Consider the following 21,191-nt stretch of genomic DNA (forward strand, 5'->3'; position numbering starts at 1 on the left):
TCCTGAATTGGGAAAGCGTGCTCAGTGCTCGGCGATGAAGCCGGCCACGACGCGGTTGAACTCGGCGGCGTGCTCAAGCTGGGCCCAGTGGCCGCAGCGGTTGATGAGCAGCAGGCGTGAGTTGGGGATGAGGCTGTGCAGGCGCAGCGAGTGCTCGAAGTGCACGACGCGGTCGTCGCGCCCGTGGATGAGCAGCGCGGGAGCCTTGATCCCCGCGATCTTGCTGGGCTCAAGGGTGTGCCGTGCGCGGTCGTTGCCGAGGCCGTCAACGAAGTTCTTGAGGTGGTCGGGCCGTGAGCTCGCGATCTCGGAGCGCTGCTTGATGAGCTCCTCGGTCGCGAAGGCGGGGTCGAAGGTCATGATGCCGACAAGCTTGCGCATGCCCTCGATCGACGGGTCGCGGTAGGTCGCCTGCAGGATGCGCAGTCCCTCTGTGAGGCCCGCGGGGCCGAACATGCCGGGAGTGCCGCTGCCGGGGCCCATCGTGATGAGGTGCGAGATGCGGTCGGGGTGCGTCGTGGCGAAGCGGGTGGAGGTCATGCCGCCCATGGAGTTGCCGACGAAGGCGGCCTTCTCGATGCCGAGTGCGTCGAGGATCTCGAGCGCCGTCTGCACATGGTTGCGCTTGTCGACCGTGACGGTGTCTGAGTCGCCCCAGCCGGGCATGTCGGGCGCGATGACGCGGAACTGCTTGGCGAGGTACTCGATGTTGGGAGCGTAGTTGCTCCAGCCGGTGGCGCCGGGGCCCGAGCCGTGCAGGAGGAGCACGGGGTGACCTTCGCCGGCCTCGATGTAGTGGATCTTGCCGCTGGGGGTCTCGATGTCGTGGGCGGTGACGCCCGCCGGGAGAGCTGCCATTGTGTGGGTGGTCCCTTTCGTCGTGGTGGAGGTGTCAGGCGGCGGCGAGTGCCGCGGTGATCTGGGTGCTGACGGCGCGCACGGTTGCCGCGAGGGCGCGCTCGTTGAAGGCGGTGGATGCCGTCGTGATCGAGACGGCGCCGATCGCACGGCCGCCCGCGAGCACGGGGGCGGCGACGCTCGAGAGGCCCGAGTGGCATTCCGAGATCTCGACGGCGACTCCCGAGCGGCGCGAGATGGCGAGGTGCTCGACGAAGCTGCGTGCGTCGGTCACAGAGCGCTGCGTGCGCGACTCGAGCGGCGTGCCGAGGTATTCGGCGATCTCGGTGCGGCTGCTGAAGGCGAGCATGACCTTTCCGAGTGCCGTGCAGTTGGCGGGCAGACGGTCACCGACCGAGTCGGGCACCCTGGCGCCGCCGACCGGATGCAACTGTTCGAGCAGCACGACGTCGCTTCCGTCGAGCATCCCGAGCTGCACGACCTGGCGGGTCTGCGCGAAGAGTTCGCAGAGGTAGGGGAAGGCGACCCCGATGACGTTGCGGTTGCGCACCTCGCGCACGCTGCATCCGAGTTCGAAGGTGCGAAGGCTGAGCTGGTAGTTGCAGCCGACCCGCTCGACGAAGTTGCCGGTCTCGAGGGCGCTGAGGAGACGGTAGGCGGTCGACTTGGGGAGGCCGGCGCGGCGGGCGAGTTCGCTGACACCGACGGGGCGCTTGAGGCCCGTGAACGCTTCAAGCAGTTGGAGCGCCTTGCGCACGGAGGTGCCGGGATTCTGCGCGGAGTCGATCCCGAGAGGGATGTTTGCGAGCGCCTGTTCCTGGGGGAGGACAGGTGCCGGGGCGAGGGTTGTCGTCATTCGTGCCTCCTTGGCTTCATTGCCATGCACGCGAGTTCTGTAGTGCGTGCTCTGGAGACTGTAGTGGTTACTCTGTCACGAAGGCAAGCATCCAGCAGAAATCGATTCTCGGTTGCAGAAGATGCGTTCCGCAAAATGAGACGCCCGCATTGTTCGTGCCTGGCGCGCCCCGCATGATTGCGACCACGGCGCAGGCCCCGGCCAGCGCCCGATCTGCACCCTCGACTCAGAGCTGAGCCGAGCATGTCCCCTGCCTACACGGCACAAAAGGAGTGAATATGAAGATCTTCCGTCCCGCTATCGCGGTCGCGGCCGGAGCACTGTTGGTGCTCACGGGCTGCACCAGCGGTGGTTCCACCAATGGAGGCGGTGGCCAGGACAGCGACATCACCACGACGGCGTGGGGTGCCCAGGTCCTGGAACGCGGCGAACCCGAAATGGGTGGCAGCATCACGTACGGCCTGCAGGCCGTGGTGGAGTCGCTCGACCCCGCCGGCTCGGCAGTCAGCGGCAACCTCATCATGCGTTCCATCTACGGTGTGCTGTTCTCCTACGACGGCGAGCGCAACATCGTTCCCGACATGGCGGAGTCGATCGAGTCCGACGACGACGGTCTCAACTGGACCCTCAAGCTCAAGCCCGGCTACACCTTCACCGACGGCAACCCCTACGACGCCGAGGCCGTGAAGGCTCACTTCGAGCGCACGGCGGCAGAGGGATCGCGTTCGCGTTCGGCCGGCGACATGCGGCAGATCGCCTCCATGGCGGCGACGGATGCCACGACGCTCGAGATCACGCTCAAGCAGCCGTGGACGGGCTTCCCCAACACCCTCGTCGGCGCGTTCCCTGGTGGCCCCGCGATGGTTCCCTCGCCTGCCGCCGTTGCGGAGCACGGCGAGGCGCTCGCGACCAACCCGGTCGGTGCTGGCCCCTTCATGCTCGAGTCCTTCCAGCCGGGCGGCGACGTCGTGCTCGTGAAGAACCCCGACTATGCGGGCGAGGAGCCCTACCTCGACGAGATCACGTTCGTCACGGCGACCGACACGCAGTCGCGTATCTCGGCCGGCCTTGCGGGCGACATCGACATCGCACGCACGCAGTCGGCGGTCGACCTCCAGGCTGCGGCCGACGGTGGTCTGACCACGCTGGACCAGCCAGACTCGGCCTACTACAACCTGCTGCTGAACCTCACGCAGGCGCCCTTCGATGACATCCGGATGCGTCAGGCGCTCGCTCACGCGATCGACCTGGACGGCCTCAATGCGGCCGTCTTCGAGGGCAAGCACGACCCCATGGTCGGCTTCATGCCCAGCACGAGCCCCTTCTTCGAGGAGACCGAGTGGCCGAGCTTCGACCCCGACAAGGCGAAGGAGCTTGCTGAGGAGTACACGGCAGACACCGGCAACCCTGCCGCGTTCAGCCTGACCACGACGAGCCCGCCTGAGTTCCAGCAGCAGGCCGCCGTGCTCCAGCAGATGCTCGCCGACGCCGGCATCGACATGTCGATCAACGTGAGCGACCAGCCCACCATGGTCTCGGAGGCTCGCTCCGGCAACTTCCAGGCGCAGCACCGCTACCTCGAGATCAACGACGACCAGAACGCCCGCACGGCCTTCTACAGCACGTCCGGCGGCAACAACGGACTCGCGGGAGACCCGACGGTCGACAAGATCCTCGACGACATGCTCGTGGCATCCGAGTCGGAGATGAAGGGCCTCTACGCCGACCTTCAGCACGCCCTCACCGAGTGGCTGCCCCAGGTGCCGCTCGTGCTGCAGAAGAACGGCATCTTCGTGAGCGACCGTGTCGGCGGCTACCCCGGCAACATGGTCGGCACGCCTGACCCCGACTTCCGGCTCGTCTGGGTTCGCAGCGGCGAGTGACCTTCGGTGGCGGGGAGCCGCAGTGGCTCCCCGCCACCCCCAACACGATCAACACACACGAAAGGAACACCATGGCAAAGCCTCAGGTACGCGCCTTGGGATACGCGATTGTCGACTCCGCCGACCTCGACGGCTGGGAGCGCTTCGCCTCTGACCTCCTGGGTCTCCAGGTAGCCAACAAGTCGGACGACCTCATCGAATTCCGTGTCGACGAGAAGGAATACCGACTCGCCGTGCGCCGCAACACCGAGCGCGAGGGTGTCGCGATCCTCGGCTGGGAGACCTCCGGCCCCGTCGAGCTCGAGGAGCTCACTGCCAAGGTCGAGGCGGAGGGCTACGTCGTCACCCGCCACAGCCGCGAGGAGGCGCGTGAGCGCCGCGTCTCGAAGCTTGTGAGCTTCGACGACCCCGATGGCACCGTGCGCATCGAGCTCTACTACGGCCTGCGCGAGACCCTCGCCCCCTTCGTCTCCCCGACGGGCGCGAAGTTCATCACGAAGGGTCTCGGCTTCGGCCACGCCTTCCAGACGGTGAGCGATGTCGAGAAGTACTGGCGCCTCTACGTCGACATCCTCGGCTTCAACCTGAGCGACAACATCGAGGCCGGCCCCGACTTCATGGTCGACCTCAACTTCTTCCACTGCAACCGCCGCCACCACTCGATGGCCTTCGCGCACATCGCGACGTCGCAGCTGCGCGTCGGGCACCTCATGTTCGAGGTCGACAGCATGGACACGGTTGGTCTCGCCTGGGACCAGGTCGACGAGCACGGCGCCGCCCCGATCCTCTCGCGCCTCGGCAAGCACACCAACGACAAGATGGTGTCCTTCTACGTGCGCAGCCCATCCGGGTTCGGCATCGAGTACGGCACCGGCGGCATCGAGATCACGGACGACTGGGTGCCCACCCGCTACCCGGATGCCCACTACTGGGGCCACCAGCGCGTCAAGCCGATCGACCCCACCGACGCAGCAGACCACGGCTAGGAACACGCAACAATGACCAGTGCAACCACCACCCCCACCTTCGCGGAGTCGCTCATCGGCGACCCGAACGCGGGCCGCAAGGTTCGTGACCGGGTCGAGGAACTCACCGAGTTCTGGGCCTCGCAGGAATCTGGGTCCAATGAGCTCGGTCGTGTGACCGATGCGGCAGCCCAGGCGATCAAGGAGTCGGGCCTCGTACGGATGCTCCAGCCGGCGCAGTACGGCGGCTACGAGACGCACCTCAACGACTTCCTGCGCGCTGTGATGCACATCGGCACCCAGGCGCCGACGGTGGGCTGGGTCGCGGGAGTCGTCGGCGTGCACCCGCACGAGCTGGGTCTCGCCGACCCGCGACTGCAGGAGGAGCTGTGGGGGGAGAACCCCGACATCTGGGTCGCCTCGCCCTACGCCCCCATGGGCGTCGGCGTTCCCGTCGAGGGCGGGTTCCGCTTCACGGGTCATTGGAAGTTCTCCTCTGGCACCGACCACTGCCAGTGGGTCATGATCGGCGGCTTCGTCGGCAACCCCGACGGCAGCCCCATCCACAGCGACGTGCGTCACTTTGTGCTCCCGCGCAAGGACTACGAGATCCTTCAGGACTCGTGGCAGGTCATGGGCCTGCGCGGCACGGGCAGCAAGGACCTCGTCGTCAAGGACGTGTTCGTGCCCGACTACCGCGTGATTGCGCAGGACGAGATCCAGGCTGGCACCGCCGGCAAAGCGATGGGCCTCGACAACCCGCTCTACTCGCTGCCTCGTGCGAGCGTCTTCTCGGGCGCGATCACGGCGGGCACCCTCGCGATCGCCCAGAGCGTCGTCGCGGAGTACATCAAGTGGACGCGTGGTCGCGAGAACCGTCGCGGCAAGGCGTCGCTCGACCCGTTCAAGCTCGCGACCCTGGGCGAGGCGATGGCCGACATCGAGGCGAGTGTGACGCACGTGTTGAGCGACATCGACCGGCTCTACGACATCGTGGGCGCCGGCAAGGTCGTCTCGCTCGAGACGCGCTTCGAGGTTCGTCGCAATCAGGTGCGCGCGGCACGTCGTGCGGTGGATGCCGCCGACCGCCTGTTCATGCACGGCGGTGGGGCTGCGCTGCACCTCGATCAGCCGCTGCAGCAGCGCTGGCGTGACCTCCACGCCGCGATGAACCACGCCTCGAACGTTGCGGAGCCCGTCTACCAGCACGCGGCAATGCTCGAGTTCGGCCACGAGCTTCCCCCGGGAGCGCGGGCCTGATCATGGCGGAGACGACGATGGAGACCGAGATCCGTTCACGGCGGGTCACCCTGCCCAACGGTTCGATCGCCCACTACTCCGAGGCGGGGGACCCGGCGAATCCCGCCGTGGTCCTCCTCCACGGGGGCCTGCACGGCGCCTCCGGCTACGCGGGCTGGGTCAAGATGATCCCGCGTCTCGTCGCCGAGGGCCTCTATGTGGTCGCGCCAGACCGGCCTGGTTTCGGCAAGGCCGACACCCGCGAGGAGTTTTGGCCGACCGAGGGGCACCTCAGCTGGATCCGCTTCGTCCGCGACTTCGTCGACACGATCGGCCTCGACCGTTTCGGCATTGGCGGCAACTCGCAGGGCGCCCAGCTCGCCGCCTATGTCGCCGTCGAGATGCCGGAGCGGGTCACGCACCTGGCGCTCATCGCATCCGCTGGGTTCAATCATGCCCTCGACATCGACCGCGCACTGCTCAAGGAGGGCGTGCCCTTCCCGCGCTGGGACGGCACGGTCGATGGGATGCGCGAGATCCTCAAGACGATCGCCCACAAGCCGGAGGGTGTCACTGACGAGGTCGTGCAGATGCGCGCCGAGGCGGCGGCCCAGCAGAAGGATGCCTGGGCGGCCGCATCCAAGTTCAACCGCGAGGCATTCAGCGTGCCGGAGCACCGCGAGAAGCTGCTGCTCACGGGCAAGCTGGAGAAGCTCACGATCCCGGCGATCTACCTCTACGGCCAGGATGACGTGCTCGGCCCGGTCGAGAACGCCTACCTGCAGGAGGACGCTATGCCCAATGTGCAGTTCTTCTATCCGGAGAATTGCGGCCACCAGGGGCAGACTGATCGCCCCGAGCTTTTCGGGCAGGTGTTCGCCGAGTTCTTCTCGACGGGCCGTGTCACCCGGGCGACCGCGCGCGACGCGGGAGTCTCATCACGGCGGAGCCCCCTCCCCGTGGTGTCCGACTGAAAGGAACCACCATGACGCAGGATGCGACGGCAGTGCAGCCGATCGACCCGGCCCGCTTCCGCCAAGTGCTCGGCCACTATCCGACGGGCGTCGTCGTCATCACGGCGATCCGCCCCGATGGGGAGCCGCTCGGCATGACGGTCGGCTCCTTCAGTTCGGTGTCGCTCGACCCGATGCTCGTGAGCTTCATGCCCACGACCGCATCGAAGAGCTTCCAGGCGCTGCGGGAGGCCGACTGCTTCTGCGTCAACGTGCTCGCGGCCGACCAGGAGGGCCTCGCGAGACGCTTCGCCCGCTCGGGCCCCGACCGCTTCGAGGCCGTGCCTTGGTCGGTCGCCGAGAGCGGCGCACCCGTGCTCGACGGCACCGTCGCTTCCATCCACTGCACCTTTGACTCGATCGTCGAGGCGGGGGACCACTACATCGTGCTTGGCGCCGTGCAGGGGCTCGAAGTGCACCGGCCGGTCTCGCCGCTGCTGTTCTTTCAGGGCGGCTACGGCAAGTTCTCGCTGCTCGCGGTCGAGGACCGTTCGCCGAGCGAGATGATCGAGAGCGTGCGGCTCGTGGAGACCTTCCGCGGCAGCATGCAGGACGTCGCGGATGCGGTCGGTGCCGAATGCAGTGCGCTCACGGTCATCGGTTCAGACTTGACGGTCGTAGCGACCGCCGCGGGCACGGGGCTCACTCCGCAGGGTGCCCTCGGCAGCCGCATCCCGTACATGCCGCCGCTCGGGGAGCTCTATGCCGCCCTCGACACCGACGAGTCGGCCCTGCGCTGGCTCGGGCGTGCGGCATCCCTTGAGGACGAGGATGTCATGGACCGCTACCGCGAGCGCCTCGACCTGGCGCGCGAGCGCGGTTGGTCGATGTCGTTCGCGGGCGAGTACCCTGATGTGGCACTGTTCGACGCCCTCCGCGACTACTCCGGCGGCGATCTGACACCTGTGCGCCTGGCTGAGATCCGCGAGGTCATCCGCTCGGCGAACAAGTACTACGAGCACCGTGACCTGGTGGAGGGGGAGCGCTATGACGTCACGTCGATCGTCGCGCCAGTCATGTGCGACGGCCTCATCCGTTTCGTGCTGCGCCTCCGCCAGCTGCCGACGCAGGCCACTCCGGCCCAGATCAGTGGCTGGATCGATGCCCTCACGGATGCCGCGGCCAAGGCCAGCGAGACCCTCTCGGCTCACGGCTCCTGCCGCTGAGCGGGTGATGCCGCGATGACGGCGCCCGTGAGCGCGGCCGAGCTCGACGCGCACCGGGAGGGCCGCCTGCCCGCGATGGAACGCGTCGTCGAGGGGGTCTGGACGGTCCCGCTTGCGATCCCGCCCGGGCACATGCCCTACACGCTCTCCTACCTGATCGAGGATGCGCGCGGCGGCGTGCATCTTGTCGACCCCGGGTGGGACCTCGACGAGAACCTCGACGCTCTGGAGCTCGCGCTCGGGCGCATCGGGCGTGGCTGGGCGGATGTCGCATCCGTCATCGTCACGCACCTCCACCCCGACCACATCGGTCTGGCGGGGCGCGTGCGCGCGCTCCACGGCGTGCCCGTCGTGCTGCACCGGCTCGAGCACGAGGCGCAGCAGCGGGTCGCCGCACTCGAGGCGCGGCCCGAGCATGTGCACGACGAGCTGACCCGCTGGGGCGTGCCGGCCGAGCGGTTCGACGAGGTGCGCGGCTACGCCACCAAGGGCGCGCGGGTCATCGTCGAGGGCGACATCCTCGTGCAGGACGGGCAGCTGCTCGACGTGCCGGGGCGACGCATCCGGGCCCTGCACACGCCGGGGCACACACCCGGGCACATGTGCCTGCTCGACGAAGGCGATGGGCTGCTCTTCACTGGCGACCACGTGCTGCCGAAGGTCGTGCCCGGCATCGGGCTCGGCGGGCCCGTCGACTACAACCCGCTCGAGCGTTACCTGCACGGCATGGCCGACATCGCCAGGTACGACGGATGCGAGGCGCTGCCCGGTCACGGATACCGCTTCCGCGGGGTCACGGCGCGCGCCACCGAGATTGCACGACACCACCTCAAGCGCACGGCCGAGGTGGCGCGGCTCGTCGAGCACGGCGACCCGGGCTCAACCTGGGAGACGGCCTCGCGGCTCACGTGGTCGCGCGGCTGGGAGAACCTGGCCCGGCACTACCTCATCGCGGCCCTCAGGCAGACCGAACTGCACCTCGAACTCGTGCGCGGCGGCGGTCACGTCGAGCTGCTCGAACAGTGGGGCGTCGGGGCTCCGGTCGCCGAATAGAGTTGGAACCGTGAATTCTGTGCCCCCAGAGCTGCTCTCCCTGCGCAAGAGCATCGACAACGTTGACGCCGCCATCATCCATATGCTGGCGGAACGCTTCAAGTTCACCCAGCAGGTCGGGCGCCTGAAGGCTGAACACGGCCTGCCCTCGTCCGATCCCGAGCGCGAGCGCGTGCAGATCCAGCGCCTCCGTGAGCTCGCGACCGAGTCGACCCTCGATCCAGAGTTCGCGGAGAAGTTCCTCAACTTCATCGTCGCCGAGGTCATCCACCACCACGAGCGCATCCGCGACGAGTCCTGACGCCGACCGTAGGAGCGAAGCTGCTCCTGATATTCCTGGGACCCGACGTGGCGGGCGAACCCCAATTCAGGAGTTGGCCCTCCTAATTCAGGACTCCTGAATTGTGAAAGCCAACTCCTGAATTGTGAAAGCCAACTCCTGAATTGTGAAAGTGGCCTAACCGCCGACGATCGCGCCGAAGTGCTCGGGCAGCGTGCCGCGGTGCGTCGCGCGCAGTTCCTCGACCGAGACGGTGAACTGGTCCTGCACCTCGAGCTCGCCCGAGTCGACCGTCACGCCGACGCGCAGCACAGGGTAGCCGCGGCCCTCGCACAGTCCGACGAAGCGCACGTCGTCTTCACGCGGCACGCTCACGAGTACGCGACCGGTCGATTCTGAGAAGAGGGCGGATGTCGCATCCACCCCGTCGCGCTGCTCGATGCCGCTCGTCCAGACGCGCGCGCCGAGGCCGAAGCGCACGACCGACTCGGCGAGGGCCTGCCAGAGGCCGCCGTCGCTGAGGTCGTGCGCGGAGGAGAGCAGGCTGCCCATGGACGCCGAGTGCAGGAGTTCCGCCAGCTGCTTCTCGGTCGCGAGGTCGACGGCCGGCGGGCGGCCGCCCAGGTGGTCGTGGATGACGCCGGCCCACGCGGAACCGTCGAGCTCATCGCGCGTCACGCCGAGCAGGTAGATGTTGTTGCCCTCGTCCTGCCAGCCGCTCGGCACGCGCCGGGCGACGTCGTCGATCACGCCGAGCACGGCGACGACGGGGGTCGGGTGGATGGGCACGTCGCCCGTCTGGTTGTAGAAGGAGACGTTGCCGCCCGTGACGGGGATGCCGAGCTCGAGACATCCGTCGGAGAGGCCCTCGACGGCCTGGCTGAACTGCCACATGACCTCGGGGTTCTCGGGGGAGCCGAAGTTGAGGCAGTCACTGACCGCGACGGGCTTCGCACCCGTCGACGCCACGTTGCGGTATGCCTCGGCGAGGGCAAGCTTGGCGCCCTGCGCGGGGTCGAGCTGGCAGTAGCGCCCGTTGGCGTCGGTCGCGACCGCGAAGCCGAGGCCGCTCTCCTCGTCGATGCGCACCATGCCGCCGTCATCCGGGAACGACAGCGCAGTGTTGCCGCCCACGTAGCGGTCGTACTGGTTGGTGACCCAGTCCTTCGCCGCGAGGTTCGGGCTGCCGAGCAGCTGCAGCGCCTGGGTGCGAAGCTCGGAAGACGAGGATGCCCGGGGCAGGCGACTCGAGACATCCGCCTGCAGCGCGTCGAGCCATGCCGGGTAGGCGACGGGTCGGTCGTAGACGGGGCCGTCGACCGCGACGGTCGTCGGGTCGACGTTGACGATCTCCTCGCCGAAGTGGGTGATGATGAGGCGGTCGCCGTCGGTGACCTCGCCGAGCACACTCGTCTCGACGTTCCACTTGTCGACGACGGCCATGAAGGCGTCCAACTTCGAGGGGTGCACGATCGCCATCATGCGCTCCTGGCTCTCCGACATGAGGATCTCCTCGGCCGTGAGCGTGGGGTCGCGCAGCAGCACGTTCTCGAGCTGGATGCGCATGCCGCCGTCACCGTTGGCTGCGAGCTCGGAGGTGGCGCACGAGATGCCGGCCGCGCCGAGGTCCTGGATGCCCTCCACGAGTTCGTTCTTAAAGAGCTCGAGGCAGCACTCGATGAGCACCTTCTCGGCGAAGGGGTCGCCGACCTGCACGGCGGGGCGCTTGGTCGGACCGCCCTCGTCGAAGGAGTCGGAGGCGAGGATGGACGCGCCGCCGATGCCGTCGCCACCCGTGCGGGCGCCGAAGAGCACGACCTTGTTGCCGACGCCGCGGGCGTTGGCGAGGTGCAGGTCTTCGTGGCGGAGCACGCCGACCGCGAGTGCGTTGACGAGCGGGTTGGCCTGGTACACCGGGTCGAACCAGGTCTCGCCGCCGATGTTGGGCAGGCCGAGGCAGTTGCCGTAGAAGCTGATGCCGCTCACGACGCCGTGCACGACGCGGGCCGTGTCGGGGTCGTCGATCTTGCCGAAGCGCAGCGCATCCATGACGGCGACGGGGCGGGCGCCCATCGAGATGATGTCGCGCACGATGCCGCCGACGCCGGTCGCCGCACCCTGGAACGGCTCGATGTAGGAGGGGTGGTTGTGCGACTCGATCTTGAAGGTGACGGCCCAGCCCTCGCCGACATCCACAACGCCGGCGTTCTCGCCCATGCCCACCATGAGGTTCTTCTTCATCTCATCGGAGACCTTCTGGCCGAACTGGCGCAGGTACTTCTTCGACGACTTGTAGGAGCAGTGCTCGCTCCACATGACGGAGTACATCGCAAGCTCGCCCGAGGTGGGGCGGCGGCCCAGGATGTCGCGGATCGCCTGATACTCGTCAGGCTTCAGTCCGAGCGCCGCGTAGGGCTGCTCCTTCTCGGGGGTGGCCTTGGCGTTCTCGACGGTGTCGGCGACGTGGCGGCGGGCGGGGGTTGAGACGTCGGTCACGAGGGAGCTCCTGGGCGAGACGGATGCCACGGCTCGCACAGCCGGGCACCCCCGAGTCTACCGGCCAGCCCTGTCCCACCCGTTGCCCGCCTCTGCCCCGTCGCCGCGAAAAGCTCTTGACGCGCCCCGGAACCAGGCGTAACGTACAACCAAATGGTTGCACAACGAGATGAACGAGAAGAGCTGAGCGATGCCGAAGTCGATCGCGTGTTCCAGGCGCTCGCCGCAGCGACGCGGCGTGACATCCTGCGCCGCACGATCGACCGCGAGCAGTCGGTCTCAGACCTCGCCAGCGAATACGACATGTCATTCGCGGCGGTGCAGAAGCACGTCGCCGTGCTCGAGGCCGCCCATCTCATCGTCAAGCGCGCGGAGGGTCGGGAACGACTCGTCCGCGCGAACCCCGAAATGATCGCCCGCGCGCGAGCCCTCCTCGCGCACTACGAAGCACTGTGGCGTGGACGCGTCGATCGCCTCGACGCGCTGCTCGCCGAGAATCCCTGAGGAGAACGCAATGCCTGTCACGGATGTCACGACCGACCCCGAACAACTCACCATGACGTTGACCGCCGAATTCGAGGCATCCGTCGATCGCCTCTGGCAGGTCTTCAGCGACCCGCGCCAGCTCGAGCGTTTCTGGGGCCCGCCGACCTGGCCCGCCACCTTCACAAGTTTCGACGCTCGCCCTGGCGGGCACGCCGAGTACCACATGACCGGGCCGAAGGGTGAGCGCTCCTCGGGCCGCTGGGAGTTCCTCTCGATCGAGGCACCCCGCCGCTTCGAGGTCATCGACAGCTTCATGGGCGACGACGGTGCGCCCCTCGAGGGCTTCCCGTCGATGCGCATGACCTTCGAGTTCGAAGCGGATGGCTCGCGCGCCCGCCTGCGCAACACGACCTACTTCGATTCCGCCGAAGCGCTCGAACAGGTCGTCGCGATGGGGGCTGTGGAGGGCTCGACGACGGCGATGAACCAGCTCGACCGGGTGCTCACGGGCCTTCGCGAGTACGCGCAGGGCAAGGGCACCCGCGTGGAGGAGCTGAGTGACACGCTCGTGCGCATCACGCGCCTCATTGACGGCCCGCGCGACCTCGTATGGCAGGCCCATAACGACCCGGAGCTGATGCGGCAGTGGATGCTCGGCCCCGACGGGTGGACCATGACCGCGTGCGAACCGAGCCAGACGGTCGGCGACAGCTACCGATACGCCTGGGCGCCCCTCGAAGGCACGGAGGGTGAATCCTTCGGCTTCGAGGGCGAGGTGCTCGTCGTCGACCCGCCGCGCCGGGTTGTCACGACGGAACGCATGGCCGGCACCGACGGTCCCTCGACGATCAACGACAGTGTGTTCGAGGAGGAGGATGGCGCGACCCTCGTCATCCTGCACATCGAGTACCCCGACCGCGAGACCCGCGACATGATCCTCGCGACCGGAATGGCGGAGGGCATGGAGGCCTCGTACGCGCGACTCGAGACGGTGCTCGCGGAGTAACACCCTGCCGAAGCATCCGCCGCCTCCTTCAATCGGCATCCGTGTCCCCCTGACCTTTCGGCCGCAACGCGCCTACCGTGGGAGTCGGCCGGGAGGAGGCGCGGATGTTCGAATGGGTGTCGTGGCCCGGGATGGCGGCGGCCGCGGCGATCGCGCTCGTGGCGGCGGCGATCGTCATCCTGATCGTGACCGGTGTGGCGTCGGCATTCGGGCGCAAGTACCAGTTCGTGCGCAATCTCACCCGCTGGGGTCGCATGCCGTTCCGCGTGCTTGTCGTCGTCATCGCCCTGTGGTTCGCGGTGGGGCAGACGCTGCCCGACCGGGAACTGTGGCCGTATGTCTCGCACGGCTTCCTCATCGGCGTCATCATCGTTGCGGCCTGGCTGGTTGGCGCCCTTATCATCCTCGCGATCGACCATGCGATCTCCCGGTACCGCAACGATCCCGAGAGTCGTTCGGCGCGCACCGCCCGCACGCAGCTCGAGATCGTGCGGCGCCTCGTCATCGCGATCGTCATCGTGCTCGCGATCGCTGGCGTGCTGCTCACCTTCGACGCCGTGCGGGCGGTTGGCACGAGCCTGCTCGCCTCCGCCGGCATCATCAGCGTCATCGCGGGCCTCGCCGCCCAGTCGACGCTCGGCAACATGTTCGCGGGCATCCAGTTGGCCTTCAGCGAGGCGCTCCGCGTCGACGACGTCGTGATCGCCGAGGGACAGTGGGGCCGCATCGAGGAGATGACCCTCACCTACGTCGTGCTCAAGCTGTGGGATGACCGGCGCCTCGTATTGCCGTCGACCTACTTCACGACAACCCCGTTCGAGAACTGGACGCGTCACTCGAGCGACCTGCTCGGCGTGGTTGAGTTCGACCTCGACTGGAACCTCGACCTCGACGACATGCGCACCCAGCTCGACCGCATCCTCGCGGCGACAAGTCTGTGGGACCAGCGCGAGTCGGTGCTCCAGGTCACGGAGACGACGGGCCACACGATGCGCGTGCGCATCCTCGTCTCGGCCAGTGACTCGGGGCGCCTCTTCGACCTCCGCTGCCACGTGCGCGAGGAGATGGTGCGCTGGCTCATCCGCCAGGGTTCGCCCGGGATGCCGCGGCAGCGGGTCGTCATGCTCGACCCCTATGACCCGTCCGAGCGTGACGCCAAGACCGTCGAGATGCCGATGGTCGATGGCAATGTGGAGCCCCTGCCGGAGCGCCCCGGCCTGTTCACGGGCAGCATCGAGGCGGAGACCCGGGCGAGCGAGTTCACTCAGGCGATTCCGATCATCCGCCCCGACGACGATCACGAAGCGGAGCGGCAGGATCCCTAGGCTGGGGAGTTCACAAGCGAAGGGACACTGAATGATCGAGTGGAACAGCTGGGCTGGAACCCTCCTGGCGGTGGGCATCGCCCTCGTCGCCAACGTGGTGGTCGCGGTGGTGGTGCGCGTCATCGTCTCGCGGTCTGACGAGCAGAGCCGCTGGCTCCGCGCCCTCGTCGTCAAGCTTCACCCGCGCATCCAGCTTCTCGTCGCGCTCATCGCGTTCTGGGCTGCGGCCGGACTGACCGCTCCCGCACAGTTCGAGTGGTGGCCCACGCTGTCGCACGTCTTTCTCATCCTGACGGTGCTCGCGGGCGCCTGGTTGCTGTCGGGGCTTGCCTCCTTCGGCATCGAGCGCCTCATGGGCCGCTACTCGACCGAGGGTGAGAGCCTGCCCGAGATCAGGCGGATGCGCACGCAACTGCAGGTCATCCGCCGCCTTGCGAATGTGCTGATCGCGGTGGTGGCGATCGGTGTCGTGCTCTTCTCATTCCCCGAGGTGCGCGCCGTCGGCACGAGCGTGCTTGCCTCCGCCGGCATCGTCAGCATCATTGCGGGCCTCGCCGCCCAGACCACCCTCGGCAACCTGATCGCGGGCATCCAACTCGCCTTCAGCGACTCGGTGCGCGTCGGCGACGTCGTCGTGGTCGAGGGGGAGTGGGGCACGATCGGCGAGATCACCCTCTCCTACGTCGTCGTGAACGTGTGGGACGAGCGCCGCCTCATCCTGCCGTGCACGTACTTCGCGAGCCAGCCCTACGAGAGTTGGACGCGCCAGAGCCCCAGGATCATGGGCACCGTCTACATGGATGTCGACTGGCGCGTGCCGATCAAGGCGGTGCGCGAGCGGTTCATGGAACTGTTGCAGGGCACGGACCTGTGGGATGGTCGCGCGGGTGGGGTCGTCGTCACCGGCTCGCAGGGCGGCTTCGTGACGATCCGCTTCACGATCTCGGCGAAGGACTCGGGCGACCAGTGGAACCTCATGTGCCTCGTGCGCGAGGAGATGGTCACGTGGCTGCAGGAGGAGCACCCCGAGGCGCTCCCGACGACCCGCATCACCCTGCCCGAGCCGAGCACCTGATCGTCAGAAGATCGAGCGGCGGTTGGCCCTCACCTCGGTGTGGTTGGCGCCCTTCATCCGTGAGTTCGACAGGTTGCTCAGCGACCTGACCTTCGTGTCGACGGCGCGCACGTCGTGCAGGGTGGCGTGCGTCTCGACTTCGTGCCGGTGGCGCTTGTCAGTGTTCCGGTAGCGCAGGTACACGAAGACGGCGAAGGCTGGCCCCGACAGCAGGAGCAGGAGCGGCAGGATCGAGCCGTCATCGTCCTCATCGGAGTAGTACTCCGTGAAGACGGGCGGCACGAGGGAGGCGGGGTCGAGCAGGAGTTCGAGCATCATGACATCGTCACCATGAGCCCGATGCCGGCCGCAGTGCCGATGACCTGCGCGACGACGGCGCCGAGCGCGACGCGGCCCTTGTGCAGGGGCACGCTTCCCATGGTCTCTCCCGTCCTGCCATTGACGGCGACGTAATGCAGCAGGCTCCGCCCGCCGCCCTTCTGCTCGTAGTGGCTGTAGAGCCAGACGGGGAGGTATGCGGCGAGCCAGCGCTGCCCCTTGATCTCGATGTCTTCGTTGTCCCAGCGCACGCCACGGTCGTAGTGCGCGAGCGTGTCGATCGCCCTGTGGCGCGCGATGTCCTTCGCCTGTTCGAGCACGGCCGGGCCGAGTTGCTCGACGTTGCTGTCGCGCCGCTCCGAGGTGAAGTCGCTGAGGAAGTTGGAGTCGTAGCGCACGGCGTTCTCGACGTCGAACGGCATGATCGAGTTGATGATGTTGTTGGTGTTGTGACCTGTGCGCTGGTCGAGGCGTTCGCTCGATGACTCGATCGTGAGGTCGTCGATGTGGATGTCGAACTCGCGCTCGACGTCGAAGAGGTCGGCGTCATAGACCGTGCGCTCATCCTTGCCCTCGCCGGTCGTGCGGCGAGCCGTCTCGTGCTCGCCCTGGCCAGTGAGGAGCGCGTGTGCATTGACGTCGACGACCATGTAGGGCAGGTAGACGCCCATGACGTTGCTGGCGTTGAACTCGCGCTTGAACGCCGGGTGCGCGAAGAAGGTGCGCTTCTTCACGAACTCGTCGATGTGCCGCATCGCCTCCTCCTTCGTGACGGAGAAGGGCAGGATCATGTCCGGCACCGCGCCGTTGGGCATCTGCGCGTTGACCGAGAGCGTGTTGCGGCACCAGTGGCAGCGCGCCTGCGTGCTGTGCGCCGTGTCGACGACCACCTCGGCGCCACAGGCGCTGCACTTGAAGGTCAGCACCACCTCGGTCGACTCGCTGATGTCGCTGGAGCCTGAACCCACCACGAGTCCTGCGAGGTCGCCGATGTCGCCGCGCAGGTCGAAGGCCTCGTGGGCGTTCTCGCTCGACTGCTCGTGACGGCAGAAGGCGCAGCGCAGCATCCCGGTCGCCACGTTGAGCGCGATCTCGGTGGAGCCACAGCGCTGGCACTTCGTGAGGCCGTCCTTGGCGCCGAGGTCGGTCTGCACGACCTCGGGGGCATCGGATGTCGCGGGGGCGGCGTCGTCCCCGGGGGCGAGCTGGGTCATCCCTGCGCCTACAGGCCGAGGACCTTGGCCTTGGCGGCCTCGTAGTCCGCCTCGGTGATGAGTCCCTGGTCGAGGAGGCCCTTGAGCTGCGAGAGCTTGGCCGCCGGGTCCTCCGCGGCGGGAGCCGCCGTCGCCGCGGGTGCGGCCTGCTGGGCGAAGCCGGGTGCGGTGTTGGGCTGCTGGAAGGCACCCGCGGCGCCTGCCGCGGCTCCCATGCCCATGCCGAGGAACGCCATGCCGTCGCCCCCGCCGTTCTCGCCGGCGGCCTGGAAGCCGCGCGCGGCCGCCTGCTGCATGAAGGAGTTGCCCCGGGCGCCGCCGAGGGCATCCGCCTTCTTGACGTCGCTGAGGAGCGCGCGGGTGTCCTCGTCGTACTCGATCGACTGGATGGCGACCTTGACGATGGAGATACCGCGATCGCTGGTCCACTGGTAGCCGTCTTCGACGGCCTGGCCGAGCGACTGGGCGAAGCCGATCGCGTCGCCCTGGATGCGGGCGATGCGGTTCCCCTTGCTCGGATCGTTCGTGTAGTACGAGAATGCCGCCGCGAGCGATCCGACGACCTCGTTGAAGAGCTGGCTGGCGGCGTCGTTGTCGAGGTCGGTGAAGTCGAAGACCTTCGCATCGGGGCCGAGGTAGGCGAGCGGCACGAACTGCTTCACGAAGAGCACGGGGTCGACGATGCGCAGGGTGTAGGTGCCGCGCGTGATGGCGCCCACCTGGGCATTGAGGTAGGCGTCGTCCCAATAGATCTCCGACTGGGTGCCGAAGCGGTTGTTGGGGATCTCCTTGAGGTTGACGTAGAAGGCGAGCTGCTGCGATCCCGGCTGGCCGCCGAACTTGAAGCGCTCCCACGAGGTCTTGAGGGTCGAGCTCAGGATGCCGTCGCCCGCGAAGAACGACTGGGAGTTGGGGTCATCGGAGGTGTAAATGAAGCCGCCGGGCTCGGCGATGAAGCCGGTGAGCTGGCCGTCCTGGAACGTGACGAGGCCGTATCCCTCTGGCACCACGATGCGGCTGCCGTTGGTGATGATGTTGGTCGAGCCCTTGACGTTCGCGCCGCGCCCGGCGTTCTGGCCCTGCGGCACGGCGGGGAAGATCGCCGCCGTGGGGGCGAGGCCTGCCGGTGCGGTGAGGAAGTCCTTCCACTGGTCTGCGAAGGTGCCGCCGAGGGCACCGGTGAAGGCCTTGATGAAACCGAACATGACAGATCTCCAGAGCTGGGCGACACGAGTTGCGCCAGCATATCGGTCGGCTTCCAGTGGCGACAACGGCTCGCATTGTCTCCGGCTCCTCCCACTTCTGGGGTAGGAGTTTTCGTCCAGAGGCCTCTTCGGAAGACCTATCCGCGGCGAAGCCTAGTGGTCGCCCCCGGGCGGGCCGATCGCGAGTGCCGCGAAGAACACCGCAACGACGGCGACGATGAAGACCACGACAAGCAGGATCGGGCGCGCCAGGAACCAGCGCAGTAGCCGGTCGATCCAGCCCTTGTCGCGTGGGTCATCCGTCGCCTCGGTGCGCCAGTCACCCTCGAGTCGCCCGCGGCGATCCATCGCGATGTCGAACGGGATGGTCGCGTAGGGAACGACCGCGGTGACGACGCCGAGCGCGATGAGGGGGATGCTCCAGCGCTGGTTGAAGCCGACGATGATGACGGTCGCGGCGTAGGTGATGAACACGAAGCCGTGGATGGTGCCGCCGATGCGCACCGCGAGGTCGCCGGTTGCTCCCATCGTGAAGACGTATTTCATGAGGAGACCCGCGATGAGCATGGTCCAGGTGATCGCCTCGGCGATCGCGACGACGCGGAAGAAGCTCCGCGGCGTCACCCGCGTGGTCGTGCTCGTGGCGCTCACGCTGAGGCGAGCGCGTGCTGGATCGCGCTCGTGAAGATCGTGAGGCCGTCGGTGCCGTTGCGCATGGCGGCGTGGGTGTCGGGGCCGAAGCCCTCCTCGACCGCGTGCTCCGGGTGCGGCATGAGGCCGACGACGTTGCCGCGCTCGTTCGTGATGCCGGCGATCGCGTTGAGGGAGCCGTTGGGATCGACGTCGACGTAGCGGAACACGACGCGACCCTCACCCTCGAGGCGTTCGATCGTCTCGGCACTCGCCATGAAGCCGCCCTCGCCGTTCTTGAGCGGGATCACGATCTCCTGGCCCTGCTCGTAGCCGCGGCTCCAGTCGGTCTCGGTGTTCTCGACGCGCAGCACCTGGTCGCGGCAGATGAACTGGCCGTGGCTGTTGCGGATGAGGCCGCCCTCGAGCAGGTGTGCTTCGGCGAGCATCTGGAAGCCGTTGCAGATGCCGAGCACCGGCATCCCCTTGTTCGCGGCATCGACGACCTCCGCCATGATGGGGGAGAAGCTTGCGATGGCGCCCGCGCGCAGGTAGTCGCCGTAGCTGAAGCCGCCGGGCAGCACGAGTGCGTCGACGCCCTCGAGGCTGTGGGAGCCGTGCCAGAGGGCGACGGGCTCACCGCCCGCGAGGCGCACTGCGCGCTGGGCGTCCCGGTCGTCGAGCGAGCCGGGGAAGGTGATGACGCCGACGCGGGGTGCCATCAGTGGGTCTCTCCTGCTGCCGTGGACTCGGGGACGATGATGTTGACAACATCTTCGATGACGGAGTTCGAGAACATCTCCTCCGCGAGCTGTCGCACCTCGGCGACGACCGCATCGGTGACCTCATCGACCGTGATCTCGAAGCGCTTGCCGATGCGGACATCCGTGAAGTGCTGCTTGCCGAGCCGGTGCAGGGCGCCAGCAACGGCCTTGCCCTGGGGGTCGAGCAGTTCGGCCTTTGGCATGACCTCGACGACGATTGTGGGCACGGTGACTCCAAGGGGATCGCGCGGATGTGTGCTCCCAGTCTACCGGGACGCACCGCCTCAGGGTCGCGGGGGGAAGACCCCTTGGAGCGCGATGCAGTAGTGCAGTGTGAGGTAGGGCGGGAGGTTGTTGTGTGGCAGGCTGCCCCCCGCGGTTGTGAGCCCTCCCGGGATGCTGGTCGTACTCGCGGTGCCTAGGCCGTACGACGGTTCCGTGACTCGACCCGCTCGGGGAGACGCCCACGCTGCGGAGGCGGGCGTGTTGGTGTCACCAAGGTCATTGAGGGCCCGAGCCGAATGTCTGTGCGGCGGGAGTTCACTCTCGAGCAGCGTCACCGTGGCCTGCCCACCCGTGTCACCTAACCAGCGGTTTGAGAGTCCCGGTCCCTGCCCTGCCTGCAGTGGCATGCGGCCCTGCAGGTCAGGCAGTGCGAAGGTCGACTTGCCGTCGCCGCCGTAGGTCGTGCCGAGCAGGGAGAAGAGCGCCGTGTTCTGGGAGATCGGGAGAAGTTGGCCGTTGCAGAACGCCCAGCCCTTGGGGGCGAAGTTGAAGGGGAAGATGCGGATCTCCGCGACGAATGGGTCGGCCACGGGGCTCCTTTCGGCTGGATGGGGTGAGACGGGTGAGTCGCGGCCTAGTAGGCGGAGGGGAAGATGCCCTGGAGCGCGATGATGAAGGTGAGCGCGAGAAAGGGCGAGCGGTTGTTGTGTGGCTGGGATCCACCCGTGTTCTCGACGGACGCGGGGTGCATGGTCGTGGTGCGCGACGGCGCATAGGCTGGCTTGCCAGGCGTTGCGAGCCGGTTGTTGCCGGGGGTGGTGAGGGTCGCCTGCGCCGCGAGGGTGACGTCGTGGCTGTGCTGGGGCATCTCGGCGATCGAGAGCGTGTGGACCGAGTCACCCGCACGCTCGCCCAGCGTGTGCCCGTCGCCGACTCCGAGCGGATGCCGCCCCCGCAGGTCGGGGAGGGCGAAGTTCGTCTGCCCGTTTCCGCCGTAGGTGGTGCCGAGCAGGGAGAAGAGCGCCTGGTTCTGGTTGATGGGCAGCAACTGCCCGTTGCAGAAGGCCCACCCGTTGGGCGGGAAGTTGAACGATGCCAAGCGGATCTCGGCGAGGAATGGTTCTGCCATGGGTG

Annotated in this window: 22 protein-coding genes; 11 read left to right on the plus strand and 11 right to left on the minus strand. The window is 67.6% G+C overall.

Annotated features, from left to right (window positions below; genetic code table 11):
- Window positions 1-21: 21 nt before the first annotated feature.
- Entirely contained in the window at window positions 22-858 is an 837-nt protein-coding gene (locus ACIQK7_RS06400) for an alpha/beta fold hydrolase (protein ID WP_403022356.1), read from the minus strand.
- Window positions 859-892: 34 nt separating this feature from the next.
- Window positions 893-1,714 (minus strand): IclR family transcriptional regulator, encoded by an 822-nt coding sequence (locus ACIQK7_RS06405; RefSeq protein WP_403022358.1) that lies wholly within the window; start codon window positions 1,712-1,714, stop codon window positions 893-895.
- Between the two features lie 278 nt (window positions 1,715-1,992).
- Between ACIQK7_RS06405 and ACIQK7_RS06410 the strand changes: the two genes are divergently transcribed.
- The 7 genes from ACIQK7_RS06410 to ACIQK7_RS06440 all read left to right on the plus strand — a co-directional run bounded on the left by ACIQK7_RS06410 (window position 1,993) and on the right by ACIQK7_RS06440 (window position 9,334).
- Window positions 1,993-3,597, plus strand: coding sequence for an ABC transporter substrate-binding protein (locus ACIQK7_RS06410; RefSeq protein WP_403022360.1), 1,605 nt, complete (start codon window positions 1,993-1,995; stop codon window positions 3,595-3,597).
- Window positions 3,598-3,668: 71 nt separating this feature from the next.
- Window positions 3,669-4,583 (plus strand): VOC family protein, encoded by a 915-nt coding sequence (locus ACIQK7_RS06415; protein WP_403022362.1) that lies wholly within the window; start codon window positions 3,669-3,671, stop codon window positions 4,581-4,583.
- A 12-nt stretch (window positions 4,584-4,595) separates the two neighbouring features.
- A complete protein-coding gene (locus tag ACIQK7_RS06420) occupies window positions 4,596-5,822 on the plus strand; it encodes a hypothetical protein (RefSeq protein ID WP_403022364.1) in 1,227 nt (408 codons plus the stop codon).
- A 2-nt stretch (window positions 5,823-5,824) separates the two neighbouring features.
- The gene (locus ACIQK7_RS06425) at window positions 5,825-6,775 is read left to right on the plus strand and encodes an alpha/beta fold hydrolase (RefSeq protein ID WP_403022366.1); all 951 of its coding nucleotides are present in this window, start codon (window positions 5,825-5,827) and stop codon (window positions 6,773-6,775) included.
- A gap of 11 nt (window positions 6,776-6,786) precedes the next feature.
- Window positions 6,787-7,980 (plus strand): flavin reductase, encoded by a 1,194-nt coding sequence (locus ACIQK7_RS06430; protein WP_403022367.1) that lies wholly within the window; start codon window positions 6,787-6,789, stop codon window positions 7,978-7,980.
- 15 nt (window positions 7,981-7,995) lie between these two features.
- Window positions 7,996-9,033 carry an MBL fold metallo-hydrolase gene (locus tag ACIQK7_RS06435; protein ID WP_403022369.1) on the plus strand — a complete coding sequence of 346 codons (1,038 nt, stop codon included), beginning with the start codon at window positions 7,996-7,998 and terminating at the stop codon, window positions 9,031-9,033.
- A 10-nt stretch (window positions 9,034-9,043) separates the two neighbouring features.
- The gene (locus ACIQK7_RS06440) at window positions 9,044-9,334 is read left to right on the plus strand and encodes a chorismate mutase (RefSeq protein ID WP_403022370.1); all 291 of its coding nucleotides are present in this window, start codon (window positions 9,044-9,046) and stop codon (window positions 9,332-9,334) included.
- 156 nt (window positions 9,335-9,490) lie between these two features.
- Here the strand turns inward: ACIQK7_RS06440 and purL are convergent, their stop codons facing one another.
- Window positions 9,491-11,809: a phosphoribosylformylglycinamidine synthase subunit PurL gene (gene purL / locus ACIQK7_RS06445; RefSeq protein ID WP_403022372.1), complete on the minus strand. Its 2,319-nt coding sequence runs from the start codon at window positions 11,807-11,809 to the stop codon at window positions 9,491-9,493.
- 153 nt (window positions 11,810-11,962) lie between these two features.
- Here purL and ACIQK7_RS06450 point away from each other — a divergent pair, with 153 nt between their 5' ends.
- The 4 genes from ACIQK7_RS06450 to ACIQK7_RS06465 all read left to right on the plus strand — a co-directional run bounded on the left by ACIQK7_RS06450 (window position 11,963) and on the right by ACIQK7_RS06465 (window position 15,701).
- On the plus strand, window positions 11,963-12,313 hold the full coding sequence (locus ACIQK7_RS06450; RefSeq protein WP_325210065.1) for a metalloregulator ArsR/SmtB family transcription factor: 351 nt from the start codon (window positions 11,963-11,965) through the stop codon (window positions 12,311-12,313).
- A gap of 10 nt (window positions 12,314-12,323) precedes the next feature.
- On the plus strand, window positions 12,324-13,301 hold the full coding sequence (locus ACIQK7_RS06455) for an SRPBCC domain-containing protein (protein ID WP_403022374.1): 978 nt from the start codon (window positions 12,324-12,326) through the stop codon (window positions 13,299-13,301).
- Between the two features lie 104 nt (window positions 13,302-13,405).
- Complete coding sequence (locus ACIQK7_RS06460; protein WP_403022376.1) at window positions 13,406-14,626, plus strand: mechanosensitive ion channel family protein; 1,221 nt, start codon at window positions 13,406-13,408, stop codon at window positions 14,624-14,626.
- A gap of 31 nt (window positions 14,627-14,657) precedes the next feature.
- Window positions 14,658-15,701 carry a mechanosensitive ion channel family protein gene (locus ACIQK7_RS06465; RefSeq protein ID WP_403022377.1) on the plus strand — a complete coding sequence of 348 codons (1,044 nt, stop codon included), beginning with the start codon at window positions 14,658-14,660 and terminating at the stop codon, window positions 15,699-15,701.
- Between the two features lie 3 nt (window positions 15,702-15,704).
- On the opposite strand, the gene ACIQK7_RS06470 is transcribed toward ACIQK7_RS06465, so the two are convergent.
- The 8 genes from ACIQK7_RS06470 to ACIQK7_RS06505 all read right to left on the minus strand — a co-directional run bounded on the left by ACIQK7_RS06470 (window position 15,705) and on the right by ACIQK7_RS06505 (window position 21,186).
- Window positions 15,705-16,016 carry a hypothetical protein gene (locus tag ACIQK7_RS06470; protein ID WP_403022378.1) on the minus strand — a complete coding sequence of 104 codons (312 nt, stop codon included), beginning with the start codon at window positions 16,014-16,016 and terminating at the stop codon, window positions 15,705-15,707.
- The gene (locus ACIQK7_RS06475; protein WP_403022380.1) at window positions 16,016-17,233 is read right to left on the minus strand and encodes a TFIIB-type zinc ribbon-containing protein; all 1,218 of its coding nucleotides are present in this window, start codon (window positions 17,231-17,233) and stop codon (window positions 16,016-16,018) included. The genes ACIQK7_RS06470 and ACIQK7_RS06475 overlap by 1 nt, the downstream gene beginning before the upstream one ends.
- Before the next feature lie 8 nt (window positions 17,234-17,241).
- Window positions 17,242-18,438, minus strand: a complete 1,197-nt coding sequence (locus ACIQK7_RS06480) for an SHOCT domain-containing protein (protein WP_403022381.1) — start codon at window positions 18,436-18,438, stop codon at window positions 17,242-17,244.
- 153 nt (window positions 18,439-18,591) lie between these two features.
- Complete coding sequence (locus ACIQK7_RS06485) at window positions 18,592-19,089, minus strand: DUF3817 domain-containing protein (protein ID WP_403022383.1); 498 nt, start codon at window positions 19,087-19,089, stop codon at window positions 18,592-18,594.
- On the minus strand, window positions 19,086-19,790 hold the full coding sequence (gene purQ, locus ACIQK7_RS06490; protein WP_403022385.1) for a phosphoribosylformylglycinamidine synthase subunit PurQ: 705 nt from the start codon (window positions 19,788-19,790) through the stop codon (window positions 19,086-19,088). The genes ACIQK7_RS06485 and purQ overlap by 4 nt, the downstream gene beginning before the upstream one ends.
- Window positions 19,790-20,059 (minus strand): phosphoribosylformylglycinamidine synthase subunit PurS, encoded by a 270-nt coding sequence (gene purS / locus ACIQK7_RS06495; protein WP_403022387.1) that lies wholly within the window; start codon window positions 20,057-20,059, stop codon window positions 19,790-19,792. The genes purQ and purS overlap by 1 nt, the downstream gene beginning before the upstream one ends.
- A 57-nt stretch (window positions 20,060-20,116) precedes the next feature.
- A complete protein-coding gene (locus ACIQK7_RS06500) occupies window positions 20,117-20,647 on the minus strand; it encodes a phage tail protein (protein WP_403022389.1) in 531 nt (176 codons plus the stop codon).
- Window positions 20,648-20,691: 44 nt separating this feature from the next.
- Entirely contained in the window at window positions 20,692-21,186 is a 495-nt protein-coding gene (locus ACIQK7_RS06505; protein WP_403022391.1) for a phage tail protein, read from the minus strand.
- Window positions 21,187-21,191 lie beyond the last annotated feature (5 nt).

Source organism: Salinibacterium sp. GXW1014 (assembly GCF_044769865.1).
Taxonomy (GTDB): Bacteria; Actinomycetota; Actinomycetes; order Actinomycetales; family Microbacteriaceae; genus Homoserinimonas.